Raw genomic sequence first — 24,524 nt, forward strand, 5'->3', positions numbered from 1 at the left:
TCCATATAAGAGTTGATTAAGCTCGAGTTGTCTTTTCAAAAAAAGACTAATGTTTAAACGTTGACGTTTCTGTTTTGTTTAGTTTTCAAAGAGCTAATGTGCTAACTTCTTTCGAAGTGACAACGATATTCATCTTACCATCTTCCCTTATGGAAGTCAACAGCATTTTTCACTTTTTTCTATTTGACATTCAAACAGATTAAAAGCTTTTTTCTTTGCCGCTGAGCGAATACCTCTTAGCGACAAAAACTATCTTACAATAATTCAAAACCTAAAGTCAATACTTTATATAAAAAAATTGCATACGCCATAATTTTTCTTTAAACCATGCGCATGCACCTTTTCTTTTTCAGAGAATATACTTCTTCGTCCATTCTTCAATTATGTCCAGCATTTCAGCGCTCAGCGGCTTTAAAAGACTTTTTTTATAAATTGACTTCAGCTTTAGCATAGAGGTTTCTTCTTCCTGATCCCTAAGAAGATGGTTCATATTCGGGATATTATAGCTCTCAGCTGGGCCATTCACTTTTTCAGCAAAAAGATGTACATGCTCAGGATCCACTTGAACATCTTTCTTGCCGGTAATGGCAAGAACGGGACATGTAATAGCAGACAAATCTTCTTCCATATTATATTGAAAATGCTCTCTAGCCCATTTTGCATTGATCTTTGTAAATCCTTTTTTCATCACTGCCTCTTCTGACTCCATCATTTCATCGAAAAGTTTCTTTTGTTTGGAAGCAGCCGTTTTATGAACTTTTAAGGCACGGAGAATAAAGCCATTAACCCCCTTCATCTCTTTAACTTCCTCTTCCAGCAGTTTCACTTGCAGCTCAGAAGCATTCCTGACATTTTCTGCGTGACCAGCAAGGAGGATAATACCCGCAGCTTCTGTCTTCTTATTAATAGGAGGAATTAATGTACATCCTTCACTGTGACCCAGCAGAAAAATCCTTTCCGGGTCAATTTCCGGCAGATCCCGAGCCGCCTTCACAGCTGCTATCCCATCGTTAACTAAATCCCACATGCCTGTTTGATAAAAATCACCGCCGCTCACCCCGGCTCCCCGCTTGTCATATCTAAGAACCGCCACGCCAGCGGATGCAAAAAACTCAGCAAGCATCTTATAAGCATTCATCTGCATAACCTTCGCATTGCCATCCCGGTCAACTGGGCCCGAACCATGAATTATAATAACAAGAGGAAGCTTTCCTTCTGACTCCTTCGGAAAACTCACTGTTCCCTTTATTATTATATCTGTATTAAATTCCACCTCACGTTCTTTCATTATGAGTACCCCCCTATTAATGTCTTTACTCATTAGACGCATACTAATAAATATCGTTCATTTTTTTTATTTTTTTGAGGCAATACTAAGAGCAATTCTTATTTGTATTAGAAAGGGCTGATTTTGTGCCAAGGAAAGCAGCATCAGCAAACAGCGGGGAAGAGACCAAGAAGGATAATGATCCACTATTAAATATACCTATCAAAAGAAGTGAGGATGAAATCGGCAAGCTAAATAGGATGTTAGCTTCTGTTTTAAATTATCTATCCGATGATGAGGTAGAAGAAATTGATATCGAGTATCTGCTTGCAAATACAGAAGGATTGCGGGAATGGTGGGACCAATACAGGGAAAATAATAAGAAACAAATCGAGGAAGAAATTAAGAAGTCACTTGGCTCTTTATCGCTTGAGGAGCTCGAGAGTATCCGAGAACAAATAAAGAGTAAATAGCTTAGCCATTAAAAAGGACTCGTTTGCTTAAAGCATACGAGTCCTAACTTTTTTATTGTTCCACAAGCTCTCCGCCTGTTAACTCAATATGTCCTTCTCCCCAGTTACACATTGCATCAAGAATCGGGCGAAGTGACCATCCGTAATCTGTTAAAGAATATACAACCTTAGGGGGCACTTGATCAAAAACAGTGCGGTTTACAACCCCATCCGCTTCAAGTTCGCGAAGCTGCTGAGTCAGCATTTTTTGCGTAATCCCAGGCATAAGGCGTTTAAGCTCGCTGGTACGCTTTTCACCTTTAATTAAATGACACATGATTACAACTTTCCACTTCCCGCCAATCACATCTAATGTAGCTTCTACCGGAATATTGTAAGCCAACTTCATTCCCCCTCTTTTTGATAGGAACTAAAAAGTACCTACATTACTTTGAAGTGCGTACTATTCATTTCGAATCATGCCATCCATAATAGCATAAGGAAGCATAAAACAAAATGGTGAAATTGACTATAGGTTACTTTTTAGTGCCTGCATTACTTTAAAGTACGTACTGTTCACTATGTTTGACATGCTCCATAATATCTATCATAAGATTGATTGGCCAAGGCGCCTGGCTATGCTTTCTTAACTGCTATTACATTAATAAGGAGGATTCATTGCTAATGAATTCAATTGCATTAAATAGACAAAAAGAAACAGGCGGCACTCCAGCCCTTTTTGCACTGGCAATCAGCGCATTCGGCATAGGGACCACAGAGTTTGTCCCTGTAGGGCTTTTATCTACTATATCAGGTGATTTGGGAATTTCCATTACATTGGCCGGTTTATTGATTTCCGGTTATGCCATGGGAGTTGCCATTGGTGCGCCTATACTAACTGCTTTGACCAGTAAAATGAACAGAAAGTCTTTGCTTATGTCATTAATGGTTTTATTTATCATTGGAAATTCTGTCGCAGCCATGTCTTCGTCTTTTGCTCTTTTGCTGACTGCGCGTTTTATAACAGCTTTTTCACACGGCATCTTTTTCTCAATTGGTTCGACCATAGCTGCTGATTTAGTACCTGAAAATAACGAGCCAGTGCGATCGCTTTTATGTTCACCGGTTTGACTGTCGCAACCGTGACAGGTGTACCGCTCGGAACGTTTATTGGACAGATATTTGGCTGGAGAGCCACCTTCTGGGGAGTGGCCTTTCTGGGGATAATTGGAATTATCGCCAGTGCCATACTGATTCCGGCAAATCTTAAACAAGCACCAGCTTCCAAGTTTAGTGAACAGCTGAAAATTTTAAACAGCGGAAAATTACTTTTAGCATTTAGCATTACTGCACTCGGGTACGGAGGAACATTTGTAGCTTTTACCTATCTGACACCCCTTCTCGAAGATGTAACAGGATTTAGCGCAAAATGGGTCAGCTTTATTCTGCTTGCTTACGGCGTGGCCGTGGCGATTGGCAATGTTCTTGGGGGTAAAGCTTCTGATAAAGATCCATTAAAAGCGTTATTTTGGATGTTTACTCTGCAAGCCATTATTTTAGGCCTTCTCACTTTTGCAGCACCTTTTAAAATTCTTGGGCTTATTGCTATTTTTCTAATGGGCTTATTTGCTTTCATGAATGTGCCAGGCCTTCAAATTCTGGTGGTAAACCTGGCTGAGAAATATGTTCCTTCAGCTGTCAATGTGGCTTCCGCATTAAATATCGCAGCTTTTAATATCGGGATTGCTATCGGCTCATTTGCTGGCGGACTGATCGTCGACTCTATCGGCTTAATTCACACACCGTGGATTGGCGGAGTAATGGTGCTTGGGGCCGTGTTGCTTACTGGATGGCTAAAAAAACTTGAGAAACAAACTTAACTAATTAAGGAGTGTCTTATATGAATAATCTATCTTTATCAAGTACTGCAGCACTTGCAAATGGAGTTAAAATGCCCAGGATTGGCCTTGGTGTATTTAAGGTGGAAAAGGAAGAAGAACTAATAACCGCTGTTAAAGCAGCTATTGAGATTGGATATAGAAGCATCGACACAGCTTCCATCTACGGCAACGAGGAATGGGTGGGAGAAGCCATCCGCCTTTCTGGCTTTAATAGAGAAGAGCTTTTTATCACTTCAAAAGTGTGGAATTCCGACCAGGGCTATGAAGCAACTCTTAAGGCGTTTAACACCACAATGGAAAAAATGGGACTTGAATATCTTGACCTTTATTTGATCCATTGGCCTGTTGAGGGGAAATACACAGAAACTTGGAGAGCACTGGAAGATTTATATAAAGAAGGTAAAATCAAAGCGATTGGCGTCAGCAACTTTCAGATCAGCCATTTAGAAAATCTATTGAAAACAGCTGAAATCAAACCAATGATTAATCAAATTGAATTGCACCCGAAATTGGCTCAAACTGAACTTCGTGACTTTGCTGCCAAACATGATATGCACATTGAAGCGTGGGCTCCACTTATGCAAGGCGGATTATTTGAAAATGGGATTCTGAAGGAACTTTCTGAAAAATATGGAAAAACCATTGCGCAAATTGTCCTGAGGTGGCACCTGCAAAACGGCATTATTGCCATTCCTAAGTCAACAAAACCTCATCGCATCAAAGAAAATGCAGATTTATTTGATTTTGAACTATCTCACCAAGACATGGAATTGATTAATTCCTTAGATGAACATTTACGCGTTGGACCAGATCCTGACAACTTTGATTTCTAAATATATCGAGACGAGGAGCAGCAGGCTCCTCGTTTCTTCTTATTAACACGATCAGATAACTAAATAAAACAGCCCCTAATGAACAAGATAAGAAGAAACAAGTTAATCCATTGAGACAAAGGGGGTTCATGCACAATGATTTTTCTTATTTACCTCGTGATCAATATATCCGTATTGTTGGTTTTTATTAAACTAAAGAAACATCTGCATATATTGGAAACCCTCATCTATTGGATGTTAAGCTCCTATCTTTTTCAAAATTTTTCAGCCCTATGCTATATGAACTTCAAAACTCTCATCATTCCGGAACAACTGAGTTATGAATTCGCCCATTTCCTTAATCGAATTTTGCTTTTCCCTGCATTCATGGTCCTCTTTTTGAACTATTTTCTTATCCAGAAAACATACAAGAGAAAGCTCCTTTTAATAATCTTTTTTATCTTGATCTTAGGCGGGCTGGAATGGCTTGGGCATACAACTGGAGTGCTGATTCATATCAATTGGAAAATTTGGTGGTCATTTACTTTTTGGCTGCTGTCACTACTGATTTTAATCGGCTTTATGAATTTTTTCCGGAAGATACTATATAGAGGAGTCTAGGCTGTATGAATGTAACATTTGATTGGAATGAATGGTTCTTTATTTTGACTTCTGCGATTGTAATACTCTTATTTCTGCCGATCCGAAAGTACTTTCCTCCAGTTTTAGTTATAATCATATGGGTTTATAACCTTGCATTGGTTGCGACCATTGATTACTTTCTGCTGGCCACGCCTTTTCGGATGTATATATTTGGTGACAACCCTACTTATGAACTATCGGGAGCCCTTTTTCATTTTTTCATGTATCCCTGTTCCGCTCTGATTTTTTTATTTGGCTATGACCGCTGGGAACTCTATGGCAAGAAGTCTATTTGGTACATACTGGGCTGGAGTGCATTTTCCATATTCTTTGAATGGCTTACTGTTAAAAATCATGCACTCATCTATACAGGATGGAAACTGGTCTATTCAATCCCGGTTTATCCGGCAGCGGCTGTCTTGCTCATTATTGTGTTTCGTTTTGCAAAAAAGAGACTTATGGATCCGGAGCTTGAAGGTTCATCCAAGATATATTGAAAAAAGCAAGGTCTCCCCCTGCTTTTTTCAATTTATGTAATTGCTTTTAAAAGCGGCAATGTAATCTCTATTAAAGTACCTTCACCAATCTTGCTTTTATATACGATGCTTCCATGATGCTGCTTAATGATCTTATGGCAAATCATAAGTCCCAGGCCAGTCCCTTTTTCTTTTAATGTATAAAAAGGTTCACCCAGTCTCGGCAGAAATTCGTCAGGTATTCCGCACCCCTGATCCTGAAAAGAGACAATACATCCCCCGTCATTATTACTCTTGAGGGAAATCTCAATATCCCCTCCGTTACCCATAGCCTCCATGGCGTTTTTTAAGATATTCAAAAAAACCTGCTTGATTTGGTTTTTTTCACATAATATCAAAAAATCACCATAAGCAATATTCAGCTTGAACTGGATACCGTTCATATTTGCCTGAGGGGATAATAACTCGACTGTCTTTACTATAATATCCTTTAAATCCGCAGTATCCATTTGTATTGCCTGCGGTTTTCCAAGCGTAAGCATTTCAGTGGTGATATTTTCAATGCGTTCCAGCTCACTGAGCAGCAATTCATTAATTTGGGTATTGTCGCTTCTATAAAGCTGCAGGAACCCTTTGATGGTTGTAAGCGGGTTTCTGATTTCATGGGCAACCCCCGCTGCGAGCTCCCCGACAATTGATAATTTCTCAGACTGCAAAAGAAATTCCTCCGCTTTCTTCCGTTCAGAAATATCCCTGCTGATCATGACAACATGCTCGATTACACCATTTTCACCCTCAACCGGCATACACCGTGACTCAAATTCAATCCAATGGCCATCTCTGTGTTTTAGCCGGAACTCCATTGCCATTCTCTCATTATTTTCGAATATCCTTTGCATGCCTGCCTGAAAATTTTCTGCTTCATCAGGATGAATAACAATATCTACTTCCATCTTTTGCAGTTCCGGCACTTCATATCCTAAAACAAACTCATGAGACGGAGATAGATAACTCAAACTGCGATCTCTGTCCATGACAGCGATAAGGTCTGAAGTATTCTCAGCGATTAGCCGGTATTTAGACTCACTTTCTTCCAGCGTCTTTTCCATCTGCTTTTTTGCTGTGATGATTCGAATCAGCCTTTCAAAGGATTCAATCAGCAAGCTTCCAACAATGACACCAAGTCCCACAAACAGAAGATATTGCAGATGAAAAATCAGGCTGTCCCTAAAAACGTTAAAAATGACCGGTACCGTAATAATATAAATGATACAATACACACCATATAATATGGCCGTTTTTCTAACTGCCTTATGGTGCTGGGTATATCTATGTATGACAGTAAAAGCAATCAAAATAAGCAGTACTCCTATTACGGCAGGCAGCCAATTCTCACTGACTGCAAGCCTTGTGGCAAGAGCAATAATTGCGGTAATAACCCCTGCTCCCGGCCCCAAATAGGAAAATGCCAAAATCAGAATGGCATAGCGAATATCATAGGAATAACCCTGCTCGTTAAAAGATAAACCCACAAGAATGACAGAAATAATTCCTGCATATATGCCGCCCAAAAGATGCAGGTCCTTAAGCGGTTTATGACTGATAAACGAGCGGAGAATTAAAGGTACACTGACCAGTAATGAAAAAATGGAGAGATTGACAATGTAGTCTAATAGTATCAAGGAGGCTCCCACCTATATTGAGAAATTCTTAATATTCTTTCTTTATCATAAACCAGCGGTGATGACCTTTCCACTACTATTTTAAGACCCGCAAAAGGAAATGTAAAAAAGCCAATCCATGGAAGGATAGGCCCTTTTTCGTTACACTATCTTCACAAACCCCGATTTCAGCTTCATGGCGCCAAAACCTTCAATCTTACAGTCAATATCATGATCACCGTCCACAAGACGAATATTTTTCACCCTGGTTCCAATCTTAATGACTGAAGAGGTGCCTTTCACTTTAAGATCTTTAATGACGGATACCGTATCTCCATCAATTAGTACATTTCCATTAGAATCCTTAAACACCTTTTCCTTCTCAAGACTGTTGATTTCAGATTCAGCTGCCAACTCATGTGCACACAAAGGACATACAAAGAGCAGCCCGTCCTCGTACGTATACTCTGAACTGCATTTCGGACAATTTGGCAAGCTAGACATTTCGTTTTCCTCCATTGTTCAGCATTTTTTTCCGTTTAACCATGAATACGAATATCATGATTGCCGCTATAATAACGAATGCGATAACAGTATATAAAATATATGTTGGATCTTCATTCACATCCTGTGGAATAAACCGATTGGCAATAGGTCCCATAGATATAAACAGGGGAATTATAATCGTAAACCATGTTTTTGTATAAATAGCAGAAACAATAAATATAACCGCACAAACAGCCACAATTACATTATTCTGAAAGGGCGTTGCTGTAAAGACTGGTTCAAACCCCTGTTTCTGATTCCAAAGTAAAACCATAACCAAAATACCTGTCACAGCAACACCAGTTCCTAAAAGAAGAACTGCACTCCACTTGGAATGAAGAAATTTAGGAAGCACTCTGAAAATCAGAACACTATAAGCCCCGACTGCAATTACTCCTGCGATAATAGCGATCCAAAGTGTACCTTTGGATAAAGAAAAGTTCCCTTCAATTGCAGGACCTATGCTGACATAAGCACCCAGCATAAGAATCATCAGCGGCACCAGCCCCGCCATCTGACGATAATCGGTAGTCATTGATTCCCCAATGCTTTTCATATATTGCTTTGGGCTGTCCCCGATAATATGAGATACATCTTTCCCATCGGCTTCAGCTTCCATTAAATGCACTTCAAGCTCTTCTGTAATTTCATTTATTTCATTATCGTTTTTCCCTTTTGACATCAGGTAAAAACGAAGCTCTGTCAAAAACTGTTCAGACTCTTTTGAGACCATTCTTCATATCCCCCTTTTATTCAATACATTGTCAACAGATGAACTTACCTGTTCCCAGCGCCCGATAAACATCACCAGCTCCTGCTCGCCCTTTTCAGTTAATGTGTAATATTTTCGTTTAGGTCCGGCAGTTGACTTTCGCAATGTGGCACTGATCAGCCCTTCTTTTTGCATACGCAGAAGCAGCGGATAAATAGTGCCTTCGCTCAATGAGCGAAATCCATATGACTCCAATTTCGCCGCCAATTCATATCCATATATCTCTCCTTCTTTAATTATGGCTAGCAAACAACCGTCAAGAATCCCTTTTAACATTTGCGTCGTATCTGACATTCACCTTACTCCTTCCACTACCTTGTATTACATGATAATTACCTGCTGTTAAATACCTTGCAATACAAGATATACTTTAAATATAAACCACACTATATTGTAATGCAAGGTATTTTTATAAAAATAGGGAATTTTTTACTTATTCAATCAAACGTTTGATTAATCAATTTTTACTGTCATATCGATTGTTTCCAGTCAAAGAGGGAATAATAATTTAATGTGGACCAGCCACTGCTTACTTATGCTTAATCACATTCTCAATTATAAACTTAAATCTCATATTAGTTGAGATTGGTACAGGCAAAAAAAGGGTAATAATGATAAGAAAGAGTTATACTGTTGTTAACAGAATCAAGTCTGCTTTTAAAGTTCCATTCCGTACTGATTTCACCTTTAATAAAAGCGGAATTTATAAAGGCTTATTATCTTGGCATTTAATATTTCCGCCATCCAGCCGAAAAGGGGCAAATTTCACAGCTTTTCCCTTGACAAAAAAATCATCGTATATGATAATTATTACCGAATTAGAATTATTATTAAATAGTTCGCTATTTAATTAATAATCATATCACTCAACCACTTTAAGGAGGAATTTAATCATGGCATTAATCGGTTCAGAAGTACTACCATTCGCAGCAAAAGCTTACCATAACGGTGATTTCATCGACGTTACTGAAGAAAACTTCAAAGGAAAGTGGAGCGTAGTATGCTTCTACCCTGCAGATTTCACATTCGTATGCCCAACTGAATTAGAAGACCTTCAAAATGAATATGCAACTTTAAAAGATATGGGCGCAGAAGTTTATTCTGTATCAACTGATACTCACTTCACTCATAAAGCGTGGCACGATAACTCAGAAACAATCAATAAGATTGAATACGTTATGATTGGTGACCCTAACCAAAGAATTTCCCGCAACTTCGAAGTTCTGAACGAAGAAGATGGACTTGCAGAACGCGGAACATTCATCATCGATCCGGATGGCATCATCCAAACTGTTGAAATCAACGCTGGCGGAATTGGCCGTGACGCAAGCCAGGTTGTAAGCAAGCTTAAAGCAGCTCAATATGTACGCAACAACCCAGGTGAAGTTTGCCCGGCTAAGTGGAAAGAAGGATCTGAAACACTTAAGCCAAGCCTTGATCTAGTAGGTAAAATCTAAGGAGCACGATAATCATGTTACTTGATGCAGATATAAAAGCACAATTAGCTCAATATCTTCAGATGATGGAGGGTGACATCCTTCTAAAAGTCAGCGCTGGATCAGACAAAGTATCCAGTGACATGCTGGCTTTAGTAGATGAGCTGGCCAATATGTCCTCCCACATTAAAGTTGAGCGCACTGAATTACAAAGGACGCCAAGCTTTAGTGTAAATCGTCCAGGTGAAGATACTGGCATTACCTTTGCAGGCATTCCTCTTGGACATGAATTTACTTCCTTAGTGCTTGCTCTGCTTCAAGTTAGCGGAAGAGCACCTAAGGTTGACCAGAAAGTCATCGACCAGGTGAAGAAGATTGAGGGCGAATATCGTTTTGAAACTTATGTCAGCTTAAGCTGCCACAACTGCCCTGATGTAGTCCAGGCTCTTAACGTCATGAGTGTTCTTAACCCTAATATTTCGCACACTATGATTGATGGTGCTGCTTACAAAGAAGAAGTAGATGCTAAAGAAATCATGGCAGTGCCGACAGTTCTTTTAAATGGCGAATCATTCGGCAGCGGCCGTATGTCCCTTGAAGAAATTCTGGCGAAAATAGGGACAGGCCCTGACGCATCAGAATTTGCAGATAAGGATCCTTATGATGTGCTTGTCATTGGCGGCGGCCCTGCTGGATCTAGTGCTGCCATCTATGCAGCACGCAAAGGTATCCGCACCGGCATCGTTGCTGAACGCTTTGGCGGCCAGGTCATGGATACTTTAGGCATCGAAAACTTCATTAGTGTGAAGCACACAGAAGGACCTAAGCTTGTTGCAAGCCTTGAAGAACACGTGAAAGATTATGGCATCGATGTCATGAATCTGCAGCGTGCCAAGAGACTTGAAAAGAAGGACCTTGTTGAAATCGAACTTGAAAACGGTGCTGTTTTGAAAAGTAAATCAGTCATCCTTTCAACTGGTGCACGCTGGAGAAACGTCAACGTGCCAGGCGAAGCAGAATTCAAAAACAAAGGGGTCGCTTACTGCCCTCACTGTGATGGACCATTATTTGAAGGCAAAGATGTAGCTGTTATCGGCGGAGGCAACTCCGGTGTTGAAGCAGCGATTGACCTTGCAGGGATTGTTAACCATGTAACGGTTATCGAATTCAATCCTGAATTGAAAGCAGATGCCGTTCTGCAGGAACGTCTGAACAGCCTTCCAAACGTAACGGTTGTCACAAATGCCCAGACAACTGAAATTACCGGAACTGACAAAGTTAACGGTATTTCATACATGGATCGTGAAACAGAAAAAACACATCATGTTGAACTGCAAGGTGTGTTCGTCCAAATCGGCCTGGTTCCTAACACGGATTGGTTAGGCGACCAGATCGAGCGTACCCGCTTCGGCGAAATCGTTGTAGACAAGCACGGTGCCACAAACATCCCTGGCGTATTTGCTGCAGGAGACTGTACAGACAGTGCCTACAAGCAAATAATTATCTCCATGGGATCCGGCGCTACTGCAGCTCTTGGTGCGTTTGACTATTTGATCCGAAATTAATTTTCAACCTAAAACCGCTTACTGCATTTGCAGGAGCGGTTTTTTCACACTCAAAAAAGTGCTTATTCCCGCACATTTTATACAGCGGAGAACAAGCACTTTAAGATTCATATAAAAAACCACTATTTAGAAATTAATAAACTAGTTTACTGTCTAATAAACCACACATTAATAAACCATTTAATATACCATCTTCATCATGTGAATTAGTTACATATCTCGCCGCCTTTTTAACATTATCTAAAGCATTCCCCATTGCAATAGGATGCTCAACCAACTGGAACATTTCCAGGTCATTTAATCCATCGCCAAAGGCATATGTTGATTCTCTTGGTATGCTTTTTGACGTGAGCAGCCTCTCAATTCCGGTTGCTTTAGAAGTACCAGCAGGATAAATATCACAGCCAAACGGAGAGTTCCTCACAAATTGGAAGTAAGGAAAACGCTCCTGATAATAGGCTTCTTCCCCTACTTCACAGAATATCAGCATTTGATGAATGGTCTCATTTAAGTATAGGCGATCATCTATTGGCGGATATACACCGCCAACCCGTTCATAGTTCTTTGTAATTAAATCTGAATTCCCGCCAGTAACCGTTATGTTTTCCGCATTGTAAAAAGCCAATTCATGTCCGTTTCGAAAAGAGCCTTCATGCAATGCCTTTACTTCATTAACATCTAATGGGTTCTCATATATTATTTCACCCTCATAAATAACATATTGGCCATTCATAGCTACACAGGATCGTATTCCTGTTTCCTCCATAACATATCCTATTTCCATTATCGTTCTTCCTGTAGCAATAACAGGCTCTACCCCTTGCTCTCGAATCCTATGAATCGCCTCAATTGAACTGCCTGCTACTTTTAAATCACTTGTTAAAAGTGTTCCGTCCAAATCAAAGAATACTATTTTTTTCTCCACCATTTTCCCCCTGCTTTCTTTTTAAGAATGGATTAAATCGATTCCATAGGCTTTCTGCCATTCTTCTTTAAAAACTTTAACGTCAGAAGCTGTAGCAGGAAAAGCAATGAATTTCTCAATGAGTTCCGGGCTGGCCGTAATTGTTTCTGCGCCAGCCAGGCAAACATCATGAATTTGCTGGACATTCTTAAAGCTTGCTGCGAGAATTTCTGTTGACAGCTGGTAGCTTTCAAATAATTGAGCAATCTCTGATACTGTGTTTACGCCGCTGCCTGTTAAATTATCAATCCTGTTCACATAAGGCGCCACATACTTAGCCCCCGCCAATGCAGCCATAAGTGCCTGAAATGAAGTATAGATCGTTGTTGCCAATACTGGGATCTTTTCTTCAGACAATATTTTAATTGCCTTAAGGCCTTCCTCTGTTACAGGAATTTTCACTGCTAGTTTTCCAGTTAATTCACTCATAATAAAATTAGCTTCTTCAATCATTTCTTCAGCAGTATCACCGACTAACTGCACAAATAATTCTTTCTCCTCGCCAATTACTGCTCTAATTCCTTTTAGCAATTCCAAGAAAGGACGATCTTCTTTTACAAGAATAGATGGGTTCGTTGTAACCCCTGAAATCGGATAATATTCATTTAGATGACGTATTTGCTCAATATTTGCGGAATCAATATATAGTCTCATTTTAGTCCTCCTCAAAAAATAGAGACTTAACCTTTTTAGATTAAGCCTCATTGTTTGTACGTCAGCAGAGGTTAATCATCTGCTTCATTATTCGCTGACAATCTTTAATTCAGTATTTAGATCAATAGGAGGAATTTCTTTACTTTCTAAATACAAGGTTCCTGGAAGCTCAGCCTCTTTCATGCCATCAAACCTTAAGGTAATATGGCCAAGTGTAGTAAGGTTACGCTGTACAAGATTACCGACGGCTGTAATTTCAAATGCTTCATTATCTATAAGCAGCTTTTGGCCCTCTTTAATTTCACCGTCTGTATTTACGACATCGATGTTGTAGCAAAAGTCCTTTAGATCCTGGGGAGCCTCATTCCCGAATAAAATAAACATTTTTTCTTCTAGAAATGTGTTTGCAAATGGACCAACATTTTTGATTTTGTTTTCATAAATCTTTTTCATAGCATTAGCATCAACGAGGAGTTGTGCTTGAACGCCTCCTTCTACTTCTAATTTGGTATAGTAATAGAACTTCTTTTTATTCGTATAATCCGAAGCTTGCCAGCCAGGCTACGAACACCCTCGGGACACCTATTAAGAAACGAGAATACAAAACAGATGGCACACCAACTTCTACTGTCTCTGGTTCAGCATCTGCCAGCCCTAAACCTACTGGAATAAAGTCACAGGCATTTTGAGTGTTAATAGCAAACAATGCTGGAAGAGCAAGGTTTGGCGGGATATTGCCTTTACCAATTTCAACCCCAATTAATGTACCAATAACCTGTGCGATAACCGCACCTGGTCCGAGTAATGGAGATAAGAATGGAAGCGAACAAATAAAACCGATCAATAGCAGTCCCCAAATGTTTCCTGCTAAAGGTGCCATGACATCAGCAAACACATTTCCAATTCCCGATCCCTGGATAATTCCAATTAATAGGGATACAAAGGCCATGAATGGTATGATGGTATTGATCATTGTTTGAACCGCATCACGTGCAGCCTGATAGAAAGTATTTATTACTTTTCCGGCACCTAAGCCAAACTTAGTTATAATGCTCTTATTTTTATTGGCAGCCAGCGTTTGGGAAATCTTTTTATCTGTGCTGTACTTATATTCTTTTTCCGGCTCAGGAAGCTTTTCTGCCGCTGCAGCTACATGCACTTCTGCATCATCCGCAGGTTCAATTTGATCTTTCCCAACAGAAGATACATAAATATCTTCAGTGATAAATTTAGCCAAAGGGCCTGTTTTGCCTGTCGGCATAATATTAATCGTTGGAATGCGTTTTTGCGGATAAATTCCGCAGCGCAGGGTACCGCCGCAGTCAATAATGGCAACCATGATTTCCTCATCTGGTACAGAGGTTTGGAACCCATTCACAGGCTCAGCACCTGTTAACTCTGCAATTTTCTCAACAATATCAGGCTCTGAACCACCGCCTGTAATATAGACAATTTTATTTCTTTTATCTGTAGGAGTAATCGTCAGCGGACCTCCGAACCCTCCACTGCCTTTTACAACTTTAATAGAACGATATTCAGCCATATCCTTAACCCCCTCAAAATCCTAGTGATTTAACTTAACTTCTGTTTTCAATTTAATTCCCTGCTGTTTTTCAACCATTTTTGTTGTGAAGTCCGTAATCCATCCTGCAAAGAAATTCATGACAAGACCAACCAGGAGGTAACGGACAGCCAATTCTGCTGTACTGAAACCAAGTGTTTCAATTCCTGCTGCAATACCGAGGAAGATAAATAGTTCACCAGGGTTGATATGCGGGAACAAACCATTGCTTGTATGACAGAAATAAGCTCCAGATGCATAGTAGCTTGGCTTATATTTTTCAGGTAAAAAACGCCCCAATGATAATGCCATCGGATTACCAAGCATAAAGGAACCAACAAACGGAAGAACCATATATCTTAATAGCGGGTTTTTCGATGATGCTTTTGCCAGCCTGTTAATTCGTTTCTCTCCAATAATTTGAATCAGCGTATTCATAGCCACTATTAAAAGTAATACAACTGGGACAATGCCGGTCATCCATGAAATGAAAACATCAGCGCCAGTTTGAAATAATTTCATAAAGCCTTCAGCAAATTTAATGATAAAATCCATTACCTTTCACCTCTTATTATTTTTTTATAGCAACAGTACGTTCAGCCTTCAGCATCATGTTCTTAAAAAGACTATTCTTTTCAGGAATGACTCCTCCGCTCATGATCGTCTTGTAATTGGATACTGCATCGAGGATGGCTTGCTTCAAGAGCTTATTGCAATGGACCAAATCCTCCTCTTTTAACGTTCTGATGTTCTTATCTTCAAAACCTGGCAAGTCCTTAACCTTTGCCATGATGGTAACTCCTTGCATTTTTTGGGCCTTTAAGATTCTTCCGCTATTTGAAACGGCAAAAAGGACAATGGTTCCCGCTCTAAACTTCCCAGGTTTCTTGCCAATGGCAACTTTGCCTATTCTTCTCAGCTCCGCATAGGAATTTGAAAAATGCTTTATTTGCAGAAACCCAAGTCCCATTTGAACCAGAAATGCCCCTGCGATAAAAATCATGATTACTAGAATATTCATTGGTTTTCACTTCCTAACATTTGATTCAGTTATTACCTGCTTGCATAAATCAGGCATTTGCCTAATTCTTCATAGCTGGATGAGTGTGCCATCTGATCGATCAGCTGATCGTCAGCTGCAATCCTTATGATTTCGTCATAAATTTTGACTAAGAGGCTCGCATCATAATCTGTTTGCTTTGGAATCCCTAATAAAAAGACCAGTTTAATTTCTTTTCCGTCAGCCAGGACGTTTTCCGGAAAGACCCCCAGCGACAGTTCAATTTTGTCTGTTGCGGTATTACTGGTGTGAGGCAAAGCTATGTACCGGTCAAATACCATCGAACCTTTAGCTTCCCTATCTGTTAATCTTTCTTTAAATCCCGCATCTAAGTATCCTTTATCCACTAAATGATCAACCATGTTCATCACATTTTCTTGATAGCTTTTGCGGCTGTCCAAGTGAAAAAACTTATCTTTATTAATTAACAGCTTCACGAGTGAATTATGCTGGCCCTCATCTTTAAGCTTAAATTTTTGCAGATAGGTCACTTTTTCAATTTGTTTTGAAACACTACTTTCATTGAATATTTCGTCAATCATAATGATTGGAGCATCGGTTTCAAATCCAAGCTTTACCGTTGTAAAAACAATATTGTAATGATCCAATAACTCTTTCGAAGCATCTGACTCAGCAAAAAGATCGATTTGAGTATTGGGATTTAAGACACGCTGAAGCTGTATCGCCACCAGATTGGCTGTTCCCCGGCCTGTGCCGCAGATGACAGCAACCTTCTGCAATCGTTTGGTTTTTACATCATTTTGAGTAATAAACACCCCAAAATAAAAGGCTATATATCCAAGTTCATCCTCTGAAACGTTTACCCCATATTCGTTTTCAATTACTTGACCAGCAATTTCTGCCATTTTATAGGCAACAGGATACTTCTCTTTCACATCTGCAAGCAGCGGATTATTGATTCGAATATTAAACATGAGGCGATTTAACATAAACGTTAAATGATATTGCAGATCTTTAAAAAACTCTTCATTTTCCAAAATGATGTCCTTTTCAAATCCCAGCTGTTCCATAATTAAGTTTAGAAGATTTTTTATTTCATCCGTAATGTTGATATCTGCCATGCTTCGAGTATTCGTCGGTGTCCTTCTTCCTGCAATTGGTATCGTAATGAACTGGATTTCCCGCTGCGGAATTTTGATTGGAAGCTGTTTTTCTATTGCCTCCGCTATCTCCTGGGCGAGCTGATAATCCTTAGTGTTCAATAATCGATTGTGCTTATCGCTCATCTTCTCAATAGAATGGCCTTTTAAAAATCGATCCAGCATGACAATAATGGATTTCATTAACCTGTCTTGTGTGGACGATTCAAAATCATGCTGCTGAGAGATCCTTGCTACTTGTTCTTTAATATCCTCATCAAGGGGATATTCGCTATATAGGTAGTCATACACGTTATCAAGAATAAAAAAGCGCAGATCCAGCTCACTGCCGGTTAGGTACATTCCGCTGTTTTGTTTACCGCGGATGGATAGATTGTATGTTTCTAATGAAACTGCAGCTCTTTTTAATTCATTTACAAGCGTTGTCTTACCTATATTCATTGCAAATGCTAATTCATCGAGTGTATTCGTTTCATCGCTGTTTATTAAATGATCAATAATAAAAGCAATCCGGCGCTGTGGTGAATCCAGCATAGCTTTGTCTGATTTAAATTTTCCGATAAAGTCTTCAAACAACTGATCATCCTTAATATCCAGCCAGTAGCCTTTTCCTCTTTCATTCTCTAATACAGCAATGCCGTCTAAGTCACTATTAAGCTGCTTAATATAATTGCGGATAGTTCGGGTGCTTACTCCGATTTTCTCTGCCAGATAATCTAACGGACAATATGTTTTTTTCCTGACAAGCTCAATGATTTGAAAGACTCTTTCATCTATACTTACATCAGTCATGTGATCACCACCTCCTCCGTTAAAATGAATGGCATAAATTATATCAGAATAATTTAAATAATGTTATATATTTTTAGAAGGTTTCCGATATCCTCTATTCATTTGATCTGCTTTTATCATCATTTGTATTATCCCCTGGATTTGCCTCCGGAAATATTGAAAGTTGTTCCGGTTACATAACTTGAACGGTCTGAAGCCAGGTAAGAGACTAAATCACCAACCTCTTTAAGCTGACCCTCACGCCCCAATGGAATTGACTTGCTATAATCAGTGTTCAATCCATCGACTGTAACTCCCCTTGTGTAAGCTAAAGCCTTTTCATACGCTGGCGTTCTTAAACCTGTTGTTTCCAAAATTCCAGGAGCAACAGCTACAACACGGATATTAAACTTACCCAGTTCCTTTGCCCATGCACGAGTAAATGAAATGATGGCACCCTTTGTTGCAGAGTAGCAGCTTTGTCCGGCTGAACCTTCTTGTCCAGCTTCTGAAGCGATATTAATAATAACTCCCTTGTTTTCCTTTACCATTTCTTTAGCAGCTGCCTGTGAACAAAGATATGGACCTTTTTGATTAACAGCCACCATAAGATCAAAATCTTTCTCACTCAGCTCATATTCCGGCCTTTCTCCAGCGGCATCGACCAGCAGGCGGGGTAAGTTAATACCGGCATTATTGACAAGGATATCCACTGAACCAAATAAATCGACGGTTTGGGCTACCATTTGATCAACGCTTTCTTTTTTCGTGACATCACATTTAATAAAATACGAACCATTTGCCTGCTGTCCATTTTCCCCATTTATATCCGAGACGACAACTTTAGCTCCGTTCTTAATCAGCTCTTCTGTAATTTGCAGGCCGATGCCAGAGGCACCGCCCGTTACGATTGCGACTTTTCCTTCCAATTCAAGCCAAGAACCACTCATATTTTTCTCCTCCCAATCCCTATTATGTAAAGCGGTTTCATTTATGGTTTAAGTATAGGTACATGGAAGGATAAGATTAATACACTCTTTTTCACCCTAAAGTGAAAACGGTTGCTATAATTAAATTTAAGTACACTGTAAATTAAAAAAGGACACTGCCAAAACAGCATCCCACCCTTCATTTAATTCACCGCCATCCTCTCCAGCGGCCCATTTTCATCAATTATATCCTGCAGATCATAAACGGATATAGGAAACATTGGGAATCCATACGCATAAGGCGTGATTTCATATAATTGGAAATAGACAACAAGCGCTTTATCTGCAATGTAAAAATCCTGGTCTGGTTTAATTGCAGTAAAATCAATCAGGAGCGGGATGTCTCTTTCTTTGATTTGCACAGCAATCAAATCAGAAAGCCGTTTTACATAGTCGCTTCCCGGCTTAAATAAATCCTTAAGTGCCGCCTGCTTTCCCTTCTGAAGATCAAACGTCAGTGATTTTATAACTGTCATTCCATGGGCAGCATGGTAATGATACACATAGTTGCTCAAAGACAAACTCAGCACATCCCGCTGATTATTTTTAATCTCATAATATCCATACAAATCCACAACGGTTGTATCCATATTGCCTGTCTGTTCGTTAATGAGCTGCTGGTTTTGCCTGATAATGGTATTGTTTATAGATTCCTGGAGCTGCTTATTCTGCATGCCTGATACACGGGGATAATAAACGACTTTGGTGGGCCCGGTGCTGATTGTCATCGTTTTGATGCCTACCGGAAAGTTGATTGCCACGGCCATCCATCCTTTTTGTTTTTTAACACATCCTATTCATCGGATTGGCATTAAGGTGCATAACAGGTAAATGGAAGTTTCAATGGTATATAATGATATCGATATATAAGAGACAGGAGCACATAAAATGGATAAAAAGCAAACCAGCCTAAAACCATTCATTTCACTCATACTATCAACCAAAATTCCAAAAACTGCCCTCATCATTGGTTTAACAGCGAGCATTTTAACCACCCTGACCGGCCTGGTGGTTCCACTGCTGACCAAAAACCTGGTGGACGGTTTTTCAGTTGAATCTTTAAGCGTTCCGCTCATCATCGCAATCGGGGCAGCCTTTATCCTCCAGGCGATTATCAGCGGGATTTCCATATACCTGCTGAGCTATGTGGGACAAAAAGTGGTAGCGCGGCTCCGGGACAGGATGTGGATGAAGCTCATAAGGCTGCCGGTCCGCTATTTTGATCAGCAATCCAGCGGCCAGACTGTCAGCCGCGTAGTTAATGATACCAGCATAGTCAGGGAGCTGATTACCAATCACTTTCCGCAATTCATTACCGGGATTATCAGTATTATTGGTGCAATTATCATCCTGCTTGTGATGGACTGGAAAATGACACTGCTGATGCTCACTTCTGTTCCTATTACACTGGCAATTATGATTCCGCTTGGCCGAAAGATGGCAAAAATATCCCGGGGCCTTCAAGATGAAACGGCCATCTTTACCGGAAACATTACCCAGACACTCGGTGAAATCCGCTTAATGAAGTCTTCTGCTGCAGAGCAAAATGAAGAAGAAAAAGGTTTGGATGGCATCGGCAAACTGCTTGGCTACGGTTTGCGGGAAGCACGCATTTTTGCCCTCATTGGCCCGACGATGTACCTGATCATGATGGTGGTCATCGTCATGATCATCGCTTATGGAGGCATGCGTGTGGCCAGTGGAACGATGTCAACAGGTTCTCTTGTAGCCTTTTTGCTGTATTTGTTCCAGATTATTATGCCAATCACTTCATTTGCGATGTTTTTTACACAGCTGCAAAAAGCGAAAGGCGCGACAGAACGGATCATAGAAATCTTAGAAGAGCCATTGGAGGATGGACAGGACGGCATCGAGATGGATATCAGCGGCAAGCCGATTATTATCCAAAACGTTTCTTTCTCCTATAGTGCAGATGAGAGTGTCCTGGAAAATATCTCACTCGAAGCACAGCCAGGACAGATGATTGCATTAGCAGGTCCCAGCGGAAGCGGAAAAACCACTCTGTTTGGATTGCTTGAGAGATTTTACGAGCCAGCTGAAGGTGAAATTAAAATTGGCCTTACACCCATCCAGCAGATATCGCTTAAATCCTGGCGCAGTCAAATCGGTTATGTTTCACAGGAAAGTGCAATGATGGCAGGTACAATCCGCGAGAATTTATGCTATGGACTGGAAAATCCCGAAAACATTCCGGATAAGGAATTATGGGAAGTTGCAAAAATGGCATATGCCGATCAATTCATTGCAGATTTTCCGAAAGGACTTGATACAGAAGTTGGTGAGCGGGGCGTGAAGCTTTCCGGAGGGCAAAGGCAGAGGATTGCCATTGCGCGCGCATTCCTTCGCGATCCTAAAATATTGATGATGGACGAAGCTACAGCAAGCCTTGACAGCCAATCGGAAGGCATCGTCCAGCAGGCTCTTACCCGCCTAATGGAAGGACGGACAACTTTCGTCATCGCCCACCGCCTTTCAACAATTGTCGATGCGGATCAAATTGTCTTTATTGAAAAAGGCCGGGTGACAGGCATTGGCACACATTTTGAATTAACACAAACTCATGAGCTATACAGGGAATTTGCCGAGCAGCAGCTTGCATAAGAAGCAGCCAGTCTATTGCAGACTGGCCTTTTTGCTGCAGATCTTGTAAGTCTAAATCTTATGATAAAATGTGACAAATTATCCATATAAACAGGAGGTTAAGTTCCTTATAATGGAATTAGGATCTTCATAGGATACACCAACCCAAGAAGGAGGTTGCGGACTATGCCATTAGATCATACAAAAAACATGCTTGAAACGTTAAAGTACTACAGCGATTGCCAAATCACCCAAACGTTTACCAAAGATCAATCACAGATTCTAGTGGTTCGTTATATAAAAGAGTCTCATTCTTTTGAGGTTACTTATACGGGAACTTCACAGAAAAGGACATATCCTTCCATTGATTCTGCCGCGGTTGCGATTGAACAGGCAATCGGCAGTCATTAATTCCTCACAAATCATTCATATCAATAAAAATACGCAGCCTGTACTCTCTATCCCGTGCCAGTACTGCGTCCACACCCTTTCAATCAAACGTTTGATTGATTTTTTTCTGCTTATTATTGTCCATTTACCGTGCTATTTCAACCTGAAGAACCTTCTTAATCTCCCTGCTGTCTTTTGCCAGAATGCTTTTCACATTTGGCCCTCTTTAACCATAATTGTCTTTAATTGAATAAACATGCCTATTTCCTCCTCTATTCTTTTTTGCTATTATAATTGATAACGATTTTCATTTTCATCTGTTTTAAAAAATAGATTCATTATTTTGTAAGTTTATAGTATCTTTAGATTATCGAAATTTTACTAAAATTGTGAGGCCGTTATATGTGGAGAAATAAAAATGTATGGATTCTTTTAGCTGGTGAATTTATAGCAGGTCTGGGCCTTTGGCTTGGCATAATAGGAAACCTCGAGTTTATGCAGGAAAAGGTTCCTTCTGATTTCCTGAAATCACTTATTCTTGCATCTGGTTTGCTGGCGGGAATTGCAGTCGGCCCCCTTGCCGGCAGAATTACAGACCAGCTGAATAAAAAGACGGTAATGCTCGGAGCAGGCTTTGTGAGGGCTATTAGTGTTATTTTCATGCTGATTGCTATTCAAACAGGATCTGTGTGGTGGATGGTTCTGTTCCTCGTTCTTATTCAATTGTCAGCGGCCTTTTACTTTCCTGCACTGCAGGCAGCCATCCCTCTTGTAGTTGCAGATAAAGATTTGCTGCAGCTGAATGGTGTACACATGAATGTGTCCACCCTTTCAAGGATATTGGGTACAGCATTGGCTGGTGTTCTGTTAGTCATTCTGCCATTATCCATGCTTTATATCGGATCGTTGGTCGCTTACCTGGCTCTATTCGGATTAACCTGGTTTATGGACTTCGAGGAAAAAAGGGAACAGCCAGGCACAGGAAAAGAGTCAGCCGGGAGCAGCGGAGGATTCAAGGAGGTTTTCCCGATTATTAAAGGCCTCCCTATTGTTTTCATGACACTGATCTTAACCCTGGTCCCTCTGCTGTTTCTTGGCGGTTTCAACCTGATGGTCATTAACATAAGCGAGCTTCAGGACAGTTCATCCATTAAAGGATTAATTTATACTGCAGAAGGAATCGGCTTCATGCTCGGAGCATTTATCGTCAAGCAAATCAGCCAAAAACGTTCGCCTTATGCTATTTTATTTTTCTTCTCATTTGTCATTGGCGTCTCACAGCTGCTTCTGTACTTTGCAGATGTGCCCGTACTATCCATTGCAGCCTTCTTTGTATTCGGGTTTGCCGTTGGCTGTTTCTTCCCAACTGCAGCCACCATTTTTCAAACAAGGGTGCCGAAGGAATTCCACGGAAGATTCTTCTCCTTCCGAAACATGCTTGATCGTGTTATTTTCCAAATTGTGCTCCTGCTGACAGGTTTCCTGCTGGATGCCGTCGGACTTCAGGTAATGGTGGTGATCTTTGGCATTCTATCCTTAGTCATGACAGCTGCTTTCTTTGTAAAATTCAAGCAAATTCGGACAGAAGTACAGATAAAAGAAAAGATCAGTACGTAAAAAACCGGCTCACATCGTGTGGGCCGGTTTTTTACAGTTATTTTGCCTTAATTCCTGGCGTTTTTTCAGTTTATGTGCGGATAGCCTTATTTTATGGGCGGATAAAATTTTTTCTGTGCGCATAACCCGGTTTTATGTGCGGATAAAAAAATTATGTGCGCTTAAGTTTTTTGTCCCTAGCGAACCAGCTGCTTCACCAATTCCCGGTTCCGTTTCTTAAAAACATCATTATGGGATGAAACCATCGCTGCCCCGGCTGCATCAGGTTCAATGTACTGCTTCGCTTTATTTACTGCATTTGCAGCATCCTGGAAGGCTCCGGCGATTAAGTGAAGCTTGCCGTCATGCTTAAGAATATCACCGGCAGCATATAGCCCTTCAACTGACGTCTCGCTGTTTGCATTGCCGGCAATATAGAAATTTTCCAGCATATTAATATTCAAATTGCTATTTTTCAAGAGTTCCGTATCCTGCTCATATCCATGGTTAATCACCACTTCATCGATGGCAAGATATGAAACCTCACCCGTTTCATTATTGGTCAATTCCACCTGTTCAATTTCCTCGTGATTTCTGCCGGCAATTAATTTGGTGATGGACGTATGGTTAATGCAGATAACCGAACTATTCATCAGCTGTGAAACCTGAGCTTCATGGCCAGTTAACGCATCCCGTCTGCAAGTGATGTATACCTGCCTGGCAACGGGCTCCAATTCATTGGCCCAATCTACTGCCGAATTGCCTCCTCCTGACACAATAACTGTTTTATCCTTAAAATGGGCAAGAGACTTGACTGTGTAATTTAAATTGGAGACCTCAAAGCGCTCTGCGCCTTCAATTTGCAGCTTTTGCGGCTTTAGAATTCCGCTGCCTACGGCCACAATTACTGTTTTTGAAAAATGCTCTTCGCCTGAAGACCCTTTCAAAACAAAAACTCCATCTTCATTCTTACTAATGGATTCCACCTTTTCATTTAGGACAACCGTCGGATTAAAGGTCAGCCCCTGCTCGACCAGCTGTTCAATCAGCTTTGCTCCTGGAGTAGGAGTCAACCCGCCGACATCCCAAATCATTTTTTCAGGATACACATGGATCTTTCCGCCCAGATGGGGCTGAAATTCAATCAGTTTTGTTTTCATTTCCCTTAAACCGCTGTAAAAAGTGGAGTAAAGTCCAGCCGGGCCTCCTCCAATAACTGTTACATCATAGATCTCCATCTGCTTCATTCCCGTTCACTCCTATAACCAATTACTATTGATTATCATT

General features: G+C 40.4%; 25 protein-coding genes and 1 pseudogene. 10 read left to right on the forward strand and 16 right to left on the reverse strand.

What is annotated here, in order from left to right; all coding sequences use genetic code 11:
• Positions 1–349 precede the first annotated feature (349 nt).
• Positions 350–1,288 carry an alpha/beta hydrolase family protein gene (locus tag PBF_RS17875; protein WP_035331612.1) on the reverse strand — a complete coding sequence of 313 codons (939 nt, stop codon included), beginning with the start codon at positions 1,286–1,288 and terminating at the stop codon, positions 350–352.
• 125 nt (positions 1,289–1,413) lie between these two features.
• On the opposite strand from PBF_RS17875, the gene PBF_RS17880 reads away from it, so the two are divergent.
• Entirely contained in the window at positions 1,414–1,740 is a 327-nt protein-coding gene (locus PBF_RS17880; RefSeq protein WP_035331614.1) for a hypothetical protein, read from the forward strand.
• A 52-nt stretch (positions 1,741–1,792) separates the two neighbouring features.
• Here the strand turns inward: PBF_RS17880 and PBF_RS17885 are convergent, their stop codons facing one another.
• Positions 1,793–2,122, reverse strand: coding sequence for a winged helix-turn-helix transcriptional regulator (locus tag PBF_RS17885; protein ID WP_081757315.1), 330 nt, complete (start codon positions 2,120–2,122; stop codon positions 1,793–1,795).
• 281 nt (positions 2,123–2,403) lie between these two features.
• On the opposite strand from PBF_RS17885, the pseudogene PBF_RS17890 reads away from it, so the two are divergent.
• The 4 genes and pseudogenes from PBF_RS17890 (at position 2,404) to PBF_RS17905 (ending at position 5,571) form a co-directional block, all read left to right on the forward strand.
• Positions 2,404–3,599 (forward strand): annotated as a pseudogene (locus tag PBF_RS17890) (MFS transporter).
• A 20-nt stretch (positions 3,600–3,619) separates the two neighbouring features.
• Entirely contained in the window at positions 3,620–4,453 is an 834-nt protein-coding gene (locus tag PBF_RS17895) for an aldo/keto reductase (protein WP_035331620.1), read from the forward strand.
• A 461-nt stretch (positions 4,454–4,914) separates the two neighbouring features.
• Complete coding sequence (locus PBF_RS27065; protein WP_268745126.1) at positions 4,915–5,043, forward strand: hypothetical protein; 129 nt, start codon at positions 4,915–4,917, stop codon at positions 5,041–5,043.
• 15 nt (positions 5,044–5,058) lie between these two features.
• Positions 5,059–5,571, forward strand: a complete 513-nt coding sequence (locus PBF_RS17905; protein ID WP_035331626.1) for a hypothetical protein — start codon at positions 5,059–5,061, stop codon at positions 5,569–5,571.
• A 32-nt stretch (positions 5,572–5,603) separates the two neighbouring features.
• Here the strand turns inward: PBF_RS17905 and PBF_RS17910 are convergent, their stop codons facing one another.
• The 4 genes from PBF_RS17910 to PBF_RS17925 form a co-directional block, all read right to left on the reverse strand.
• Positions 5,604–7,232 (reverse strand): ATP-binding protein, encoded by a 1,629-nt coding sequence (locus PBF_RS17910; protein WP_035331629.1) that lies wholly within the window; start codon positions 7,230–7,232, stop codon positions 5,604–5,606.
• Between the two features lie 141 nt (positions 7,233–7,373).
• Positions 7,374–7,715, reverse strand: a complete 342-nt coding sequence (locus PBF_RS17915) for a zinc ribbon domain-containing protein YjdM (RefSeq protein ID WP_035331631.1) — start codon at positions 7,713–7,715, stop codon at positions 7,374–7,376.
• A complete protein-coding gene (locus PBF_RS17920) occupies positions 7,708–8,490 on the reverse strand; it encodes a hypothetical protein (RefSeq protein WP_035331633.1) in 783 nt (260 codons plus the stop codon). The genes PBF_RS17915 and PBF_RS17920 overlap by 8 nt, the downstream gene beginning before the upstream one ends.
• Positions 8,491–8,493: 3 nt before the next feature.
• Positions 8,494–8,823, reverse strand: coding sequence for a PadR family transcriptional regulator (locus PBF_RS17925; protein ID WP_035331636.1), 330 nt, complete (start codon positions 8,821–8,823; stop codon positions 8,494–8,496).
• Between the two features lie 599 nt (positions 8,824–9,422).
• Between PBF_RS17925 and ahpC the strand changes: the two genes are divergently transcribed.
• Together ahpC and ahpF are read left to right on the forward strand one after the other, a co-directional pair.
• Positions 9,423–9,986, forward strand: coding sequence for an alkyl hydroperoxide reductase subunit C (ahpC, locus tag PBF_RS17935; protein WP_009335870.1), 564 nt, complete (start codon positions 9,423–9,425; stop codon positions 9,984–9,986).
• A 14-nt stretch (positions 9,987–10,000) separates the two neighbouring features.
• Positions 10,001–11,530 (forward strand): alkyl hydroperoxide reductase subunit F, encoded by a 1,530-nt coding sequence (ahpF, locus tag PBF_RS17940; protein WP_035331639.1) that lies wholly within the window; start codon positions 10,001–10,003, stop codon positions 11,528–11,530.
• A 133-nt stretch (positions 11,531–11,663) separates the two neighbouring features.
• On the opposite strand, the gene PBF_RS17945 is transcribed toward ahpF, so the two are convergent.
• From PBF_RS17945 to PBF_RS17985, 9 genes are all read right to left on the reverse strand, one after another.
• Positions 11,664–12,458 (reverse strand): Cof-type HAD-IIB family hydrolase, encoded by a 795-nt coding sequence (locus PBF_RS17945; protein WP_081757316.1) that lies wholly within the window; start codon positions 12,456–12,458, stop codon positions 11,664–11,666.
• A gap of 18 nt (positions 12,459–12,476) precedes the next feature.
• Entirely contained in the window at positions 12,477–13,148 is a 672-nt protein-coding gene (locus PBF_RS17950; RefSeq protein ID WP_035331643.1) for a transaldolase family protein, read from the reverse strand.
• Between the two features lie 87 nt (positions 13,149–13,235).
• Complete coding sequence (locus tag PBF_RS17955; RefSeq protein ID WP_035331645.1) at positions 13,236–13,601, reverse strand: PTS glucitol/sorbitol transporter subunit IIA; 366 nt, start codon at positions 13,599–13,601, stop codon at positions 13,236–13,238.
• Between the two features lie 76 nt (positions 13,602–13,677).
• Complete coding sequence (gene srlE, locus PBF_RS17960) at positions 13,678–14,691, reverse strand: PTS glucitol/sorbitol transporter subunit IIB (RefSeq protein WP_035331647.1); 1,014 nt, start codon at positions 14,689–14,691, stop codon at positions 13,678–13,680.
• A gap of 21 nt (positions 14,692–14,712) precedes the next feature.
• Positions 14,713–15,264, reverse strand: coding sequence for a PTS glucitol/sorbitol transporter subunit IIC (gene srlA, locus PBF_RS17965; RefSeq protein ID WP_035331648.1), 552 nt, complete (start codon positions 15,262–15,264; stop codon positions 14,713–14,715).
• Positions 15,265–15,280: 16 nt separating this feature from the next.
• Positions 15,281–15,730: a transcriptional regulator GutM gene (locus tag PBF_RS17970; protein ID WP_035331650.1), complete on the reverse strand. Its 450-nt coding sequence runs from the start codon at positions 15,728–15,730 to the stop codon at positions 15,281–15,283.
• 32 nt (positions 15,731–15,762) lie between these two features.
• Entirely contained in the window at positions 15,763–17,682 is a 1,920-nt protein-coding gene (locus tag PBF_RS17975) for a BglG family transcription antiterminator (protein ID WP_035331652.1), read from the reverse strand.
• Between the two features lie 128 nt (positions 17,683–17,810).
• Entirely contained in the window at positions 17,811–18,611 is an 801-nt protein-coding gene (locus PBF_RS17980) for an SDR family oxidoreductase (protein ID WP_035331654.1), read from the reverse strand.
• A 182-nt stretch (positions 18,612–18,793) separates the two neighbouring features.
• On the reverse strand, positions 18,794–19,411 hold the full coding sequence (locus PBF_RS17985) for a DUF3298 and DUF4163 domain-containing protein (protein WP_200870066.1): 618 nt from the start codon (positions 19,409–19,411) through the stop codon (positions 18,794–18,796).
• Between the two features lie 127 nt (positions 19,412–19,538).
• On the opposite strand from PBF_RS17985, the gene PBF_RS17990 reads away from it, so the two are divergent.
• The 3 genes from PBF_RS17990 to PBF_RS18000 all read left to right on the forward strand — a co-directional run bounded on the left by PBF_RS17990 (position 19,539) and on the right by PBF_RS18000 (position 23,258).
• Entirely contained in the window at positions 19,539–21,272 is a 1,734-nt protein-coding gene (locus PBF_RS17990; RefSeq protein ID WP_035331656.1) for an ABC transporter ATP-binding protein, read from the forward strand.
• A 165-nt stretch (positions 21,273–21,437) separates the two neighbouring features.
• Positions 21,438–21,662 (forward strand): hypothetical protein, encoded by a 225-nt coding sequence (locus PBF_RS17995; RefSeq protein ID WP_035331657.1) that lies wholly within the window; start codon positions 21,438–21,440, stop codon positions 21,660–21,662.
• A 381-nt stretch (positions 21,663–22,043) separates the two neighbouring features.
• On the forward strand, positions 22,044–23,258 hold the full coding sequence (locus tag PBF_RS18000; protein ID WP_035331658.1) for an MFS transporter: 1,215 nt from the start codon (positions 22,044–22,046) through the stop codon (positions 23,256–23,258).
• Positions 23,259–23,434: 176 nt separating this feature from the next.
• On the opposite strand, the gene PBF_RS18005 is transcribed toward PBF_RS18000, so the two are convergent.
• Positions 23,435–24,484 (reverse strand): NAD(P)/FAD-dependent oxidoreductase, encoded by a 1,050-nt coding sequence (locus PBF_RS18005; protein ID WP_035331659.1) that lies wholly within the window; start codon positions 24,482–24,484, stop codon positions 23,435–23,437.
• Positions 24,485–24,524: the final 40 nt, after the last annotated feature.

Origin of the sequence: Cytobacillus firmus DS1 (genome assembly GCF_000565285.1) — a bacterium.
Taxonomy (GTDB): Bacteria; Bacillota; Bacilli; order Bacillales; family Cytobacillaceae; genus Cytobacillus; species Cytobacillus firmus_A.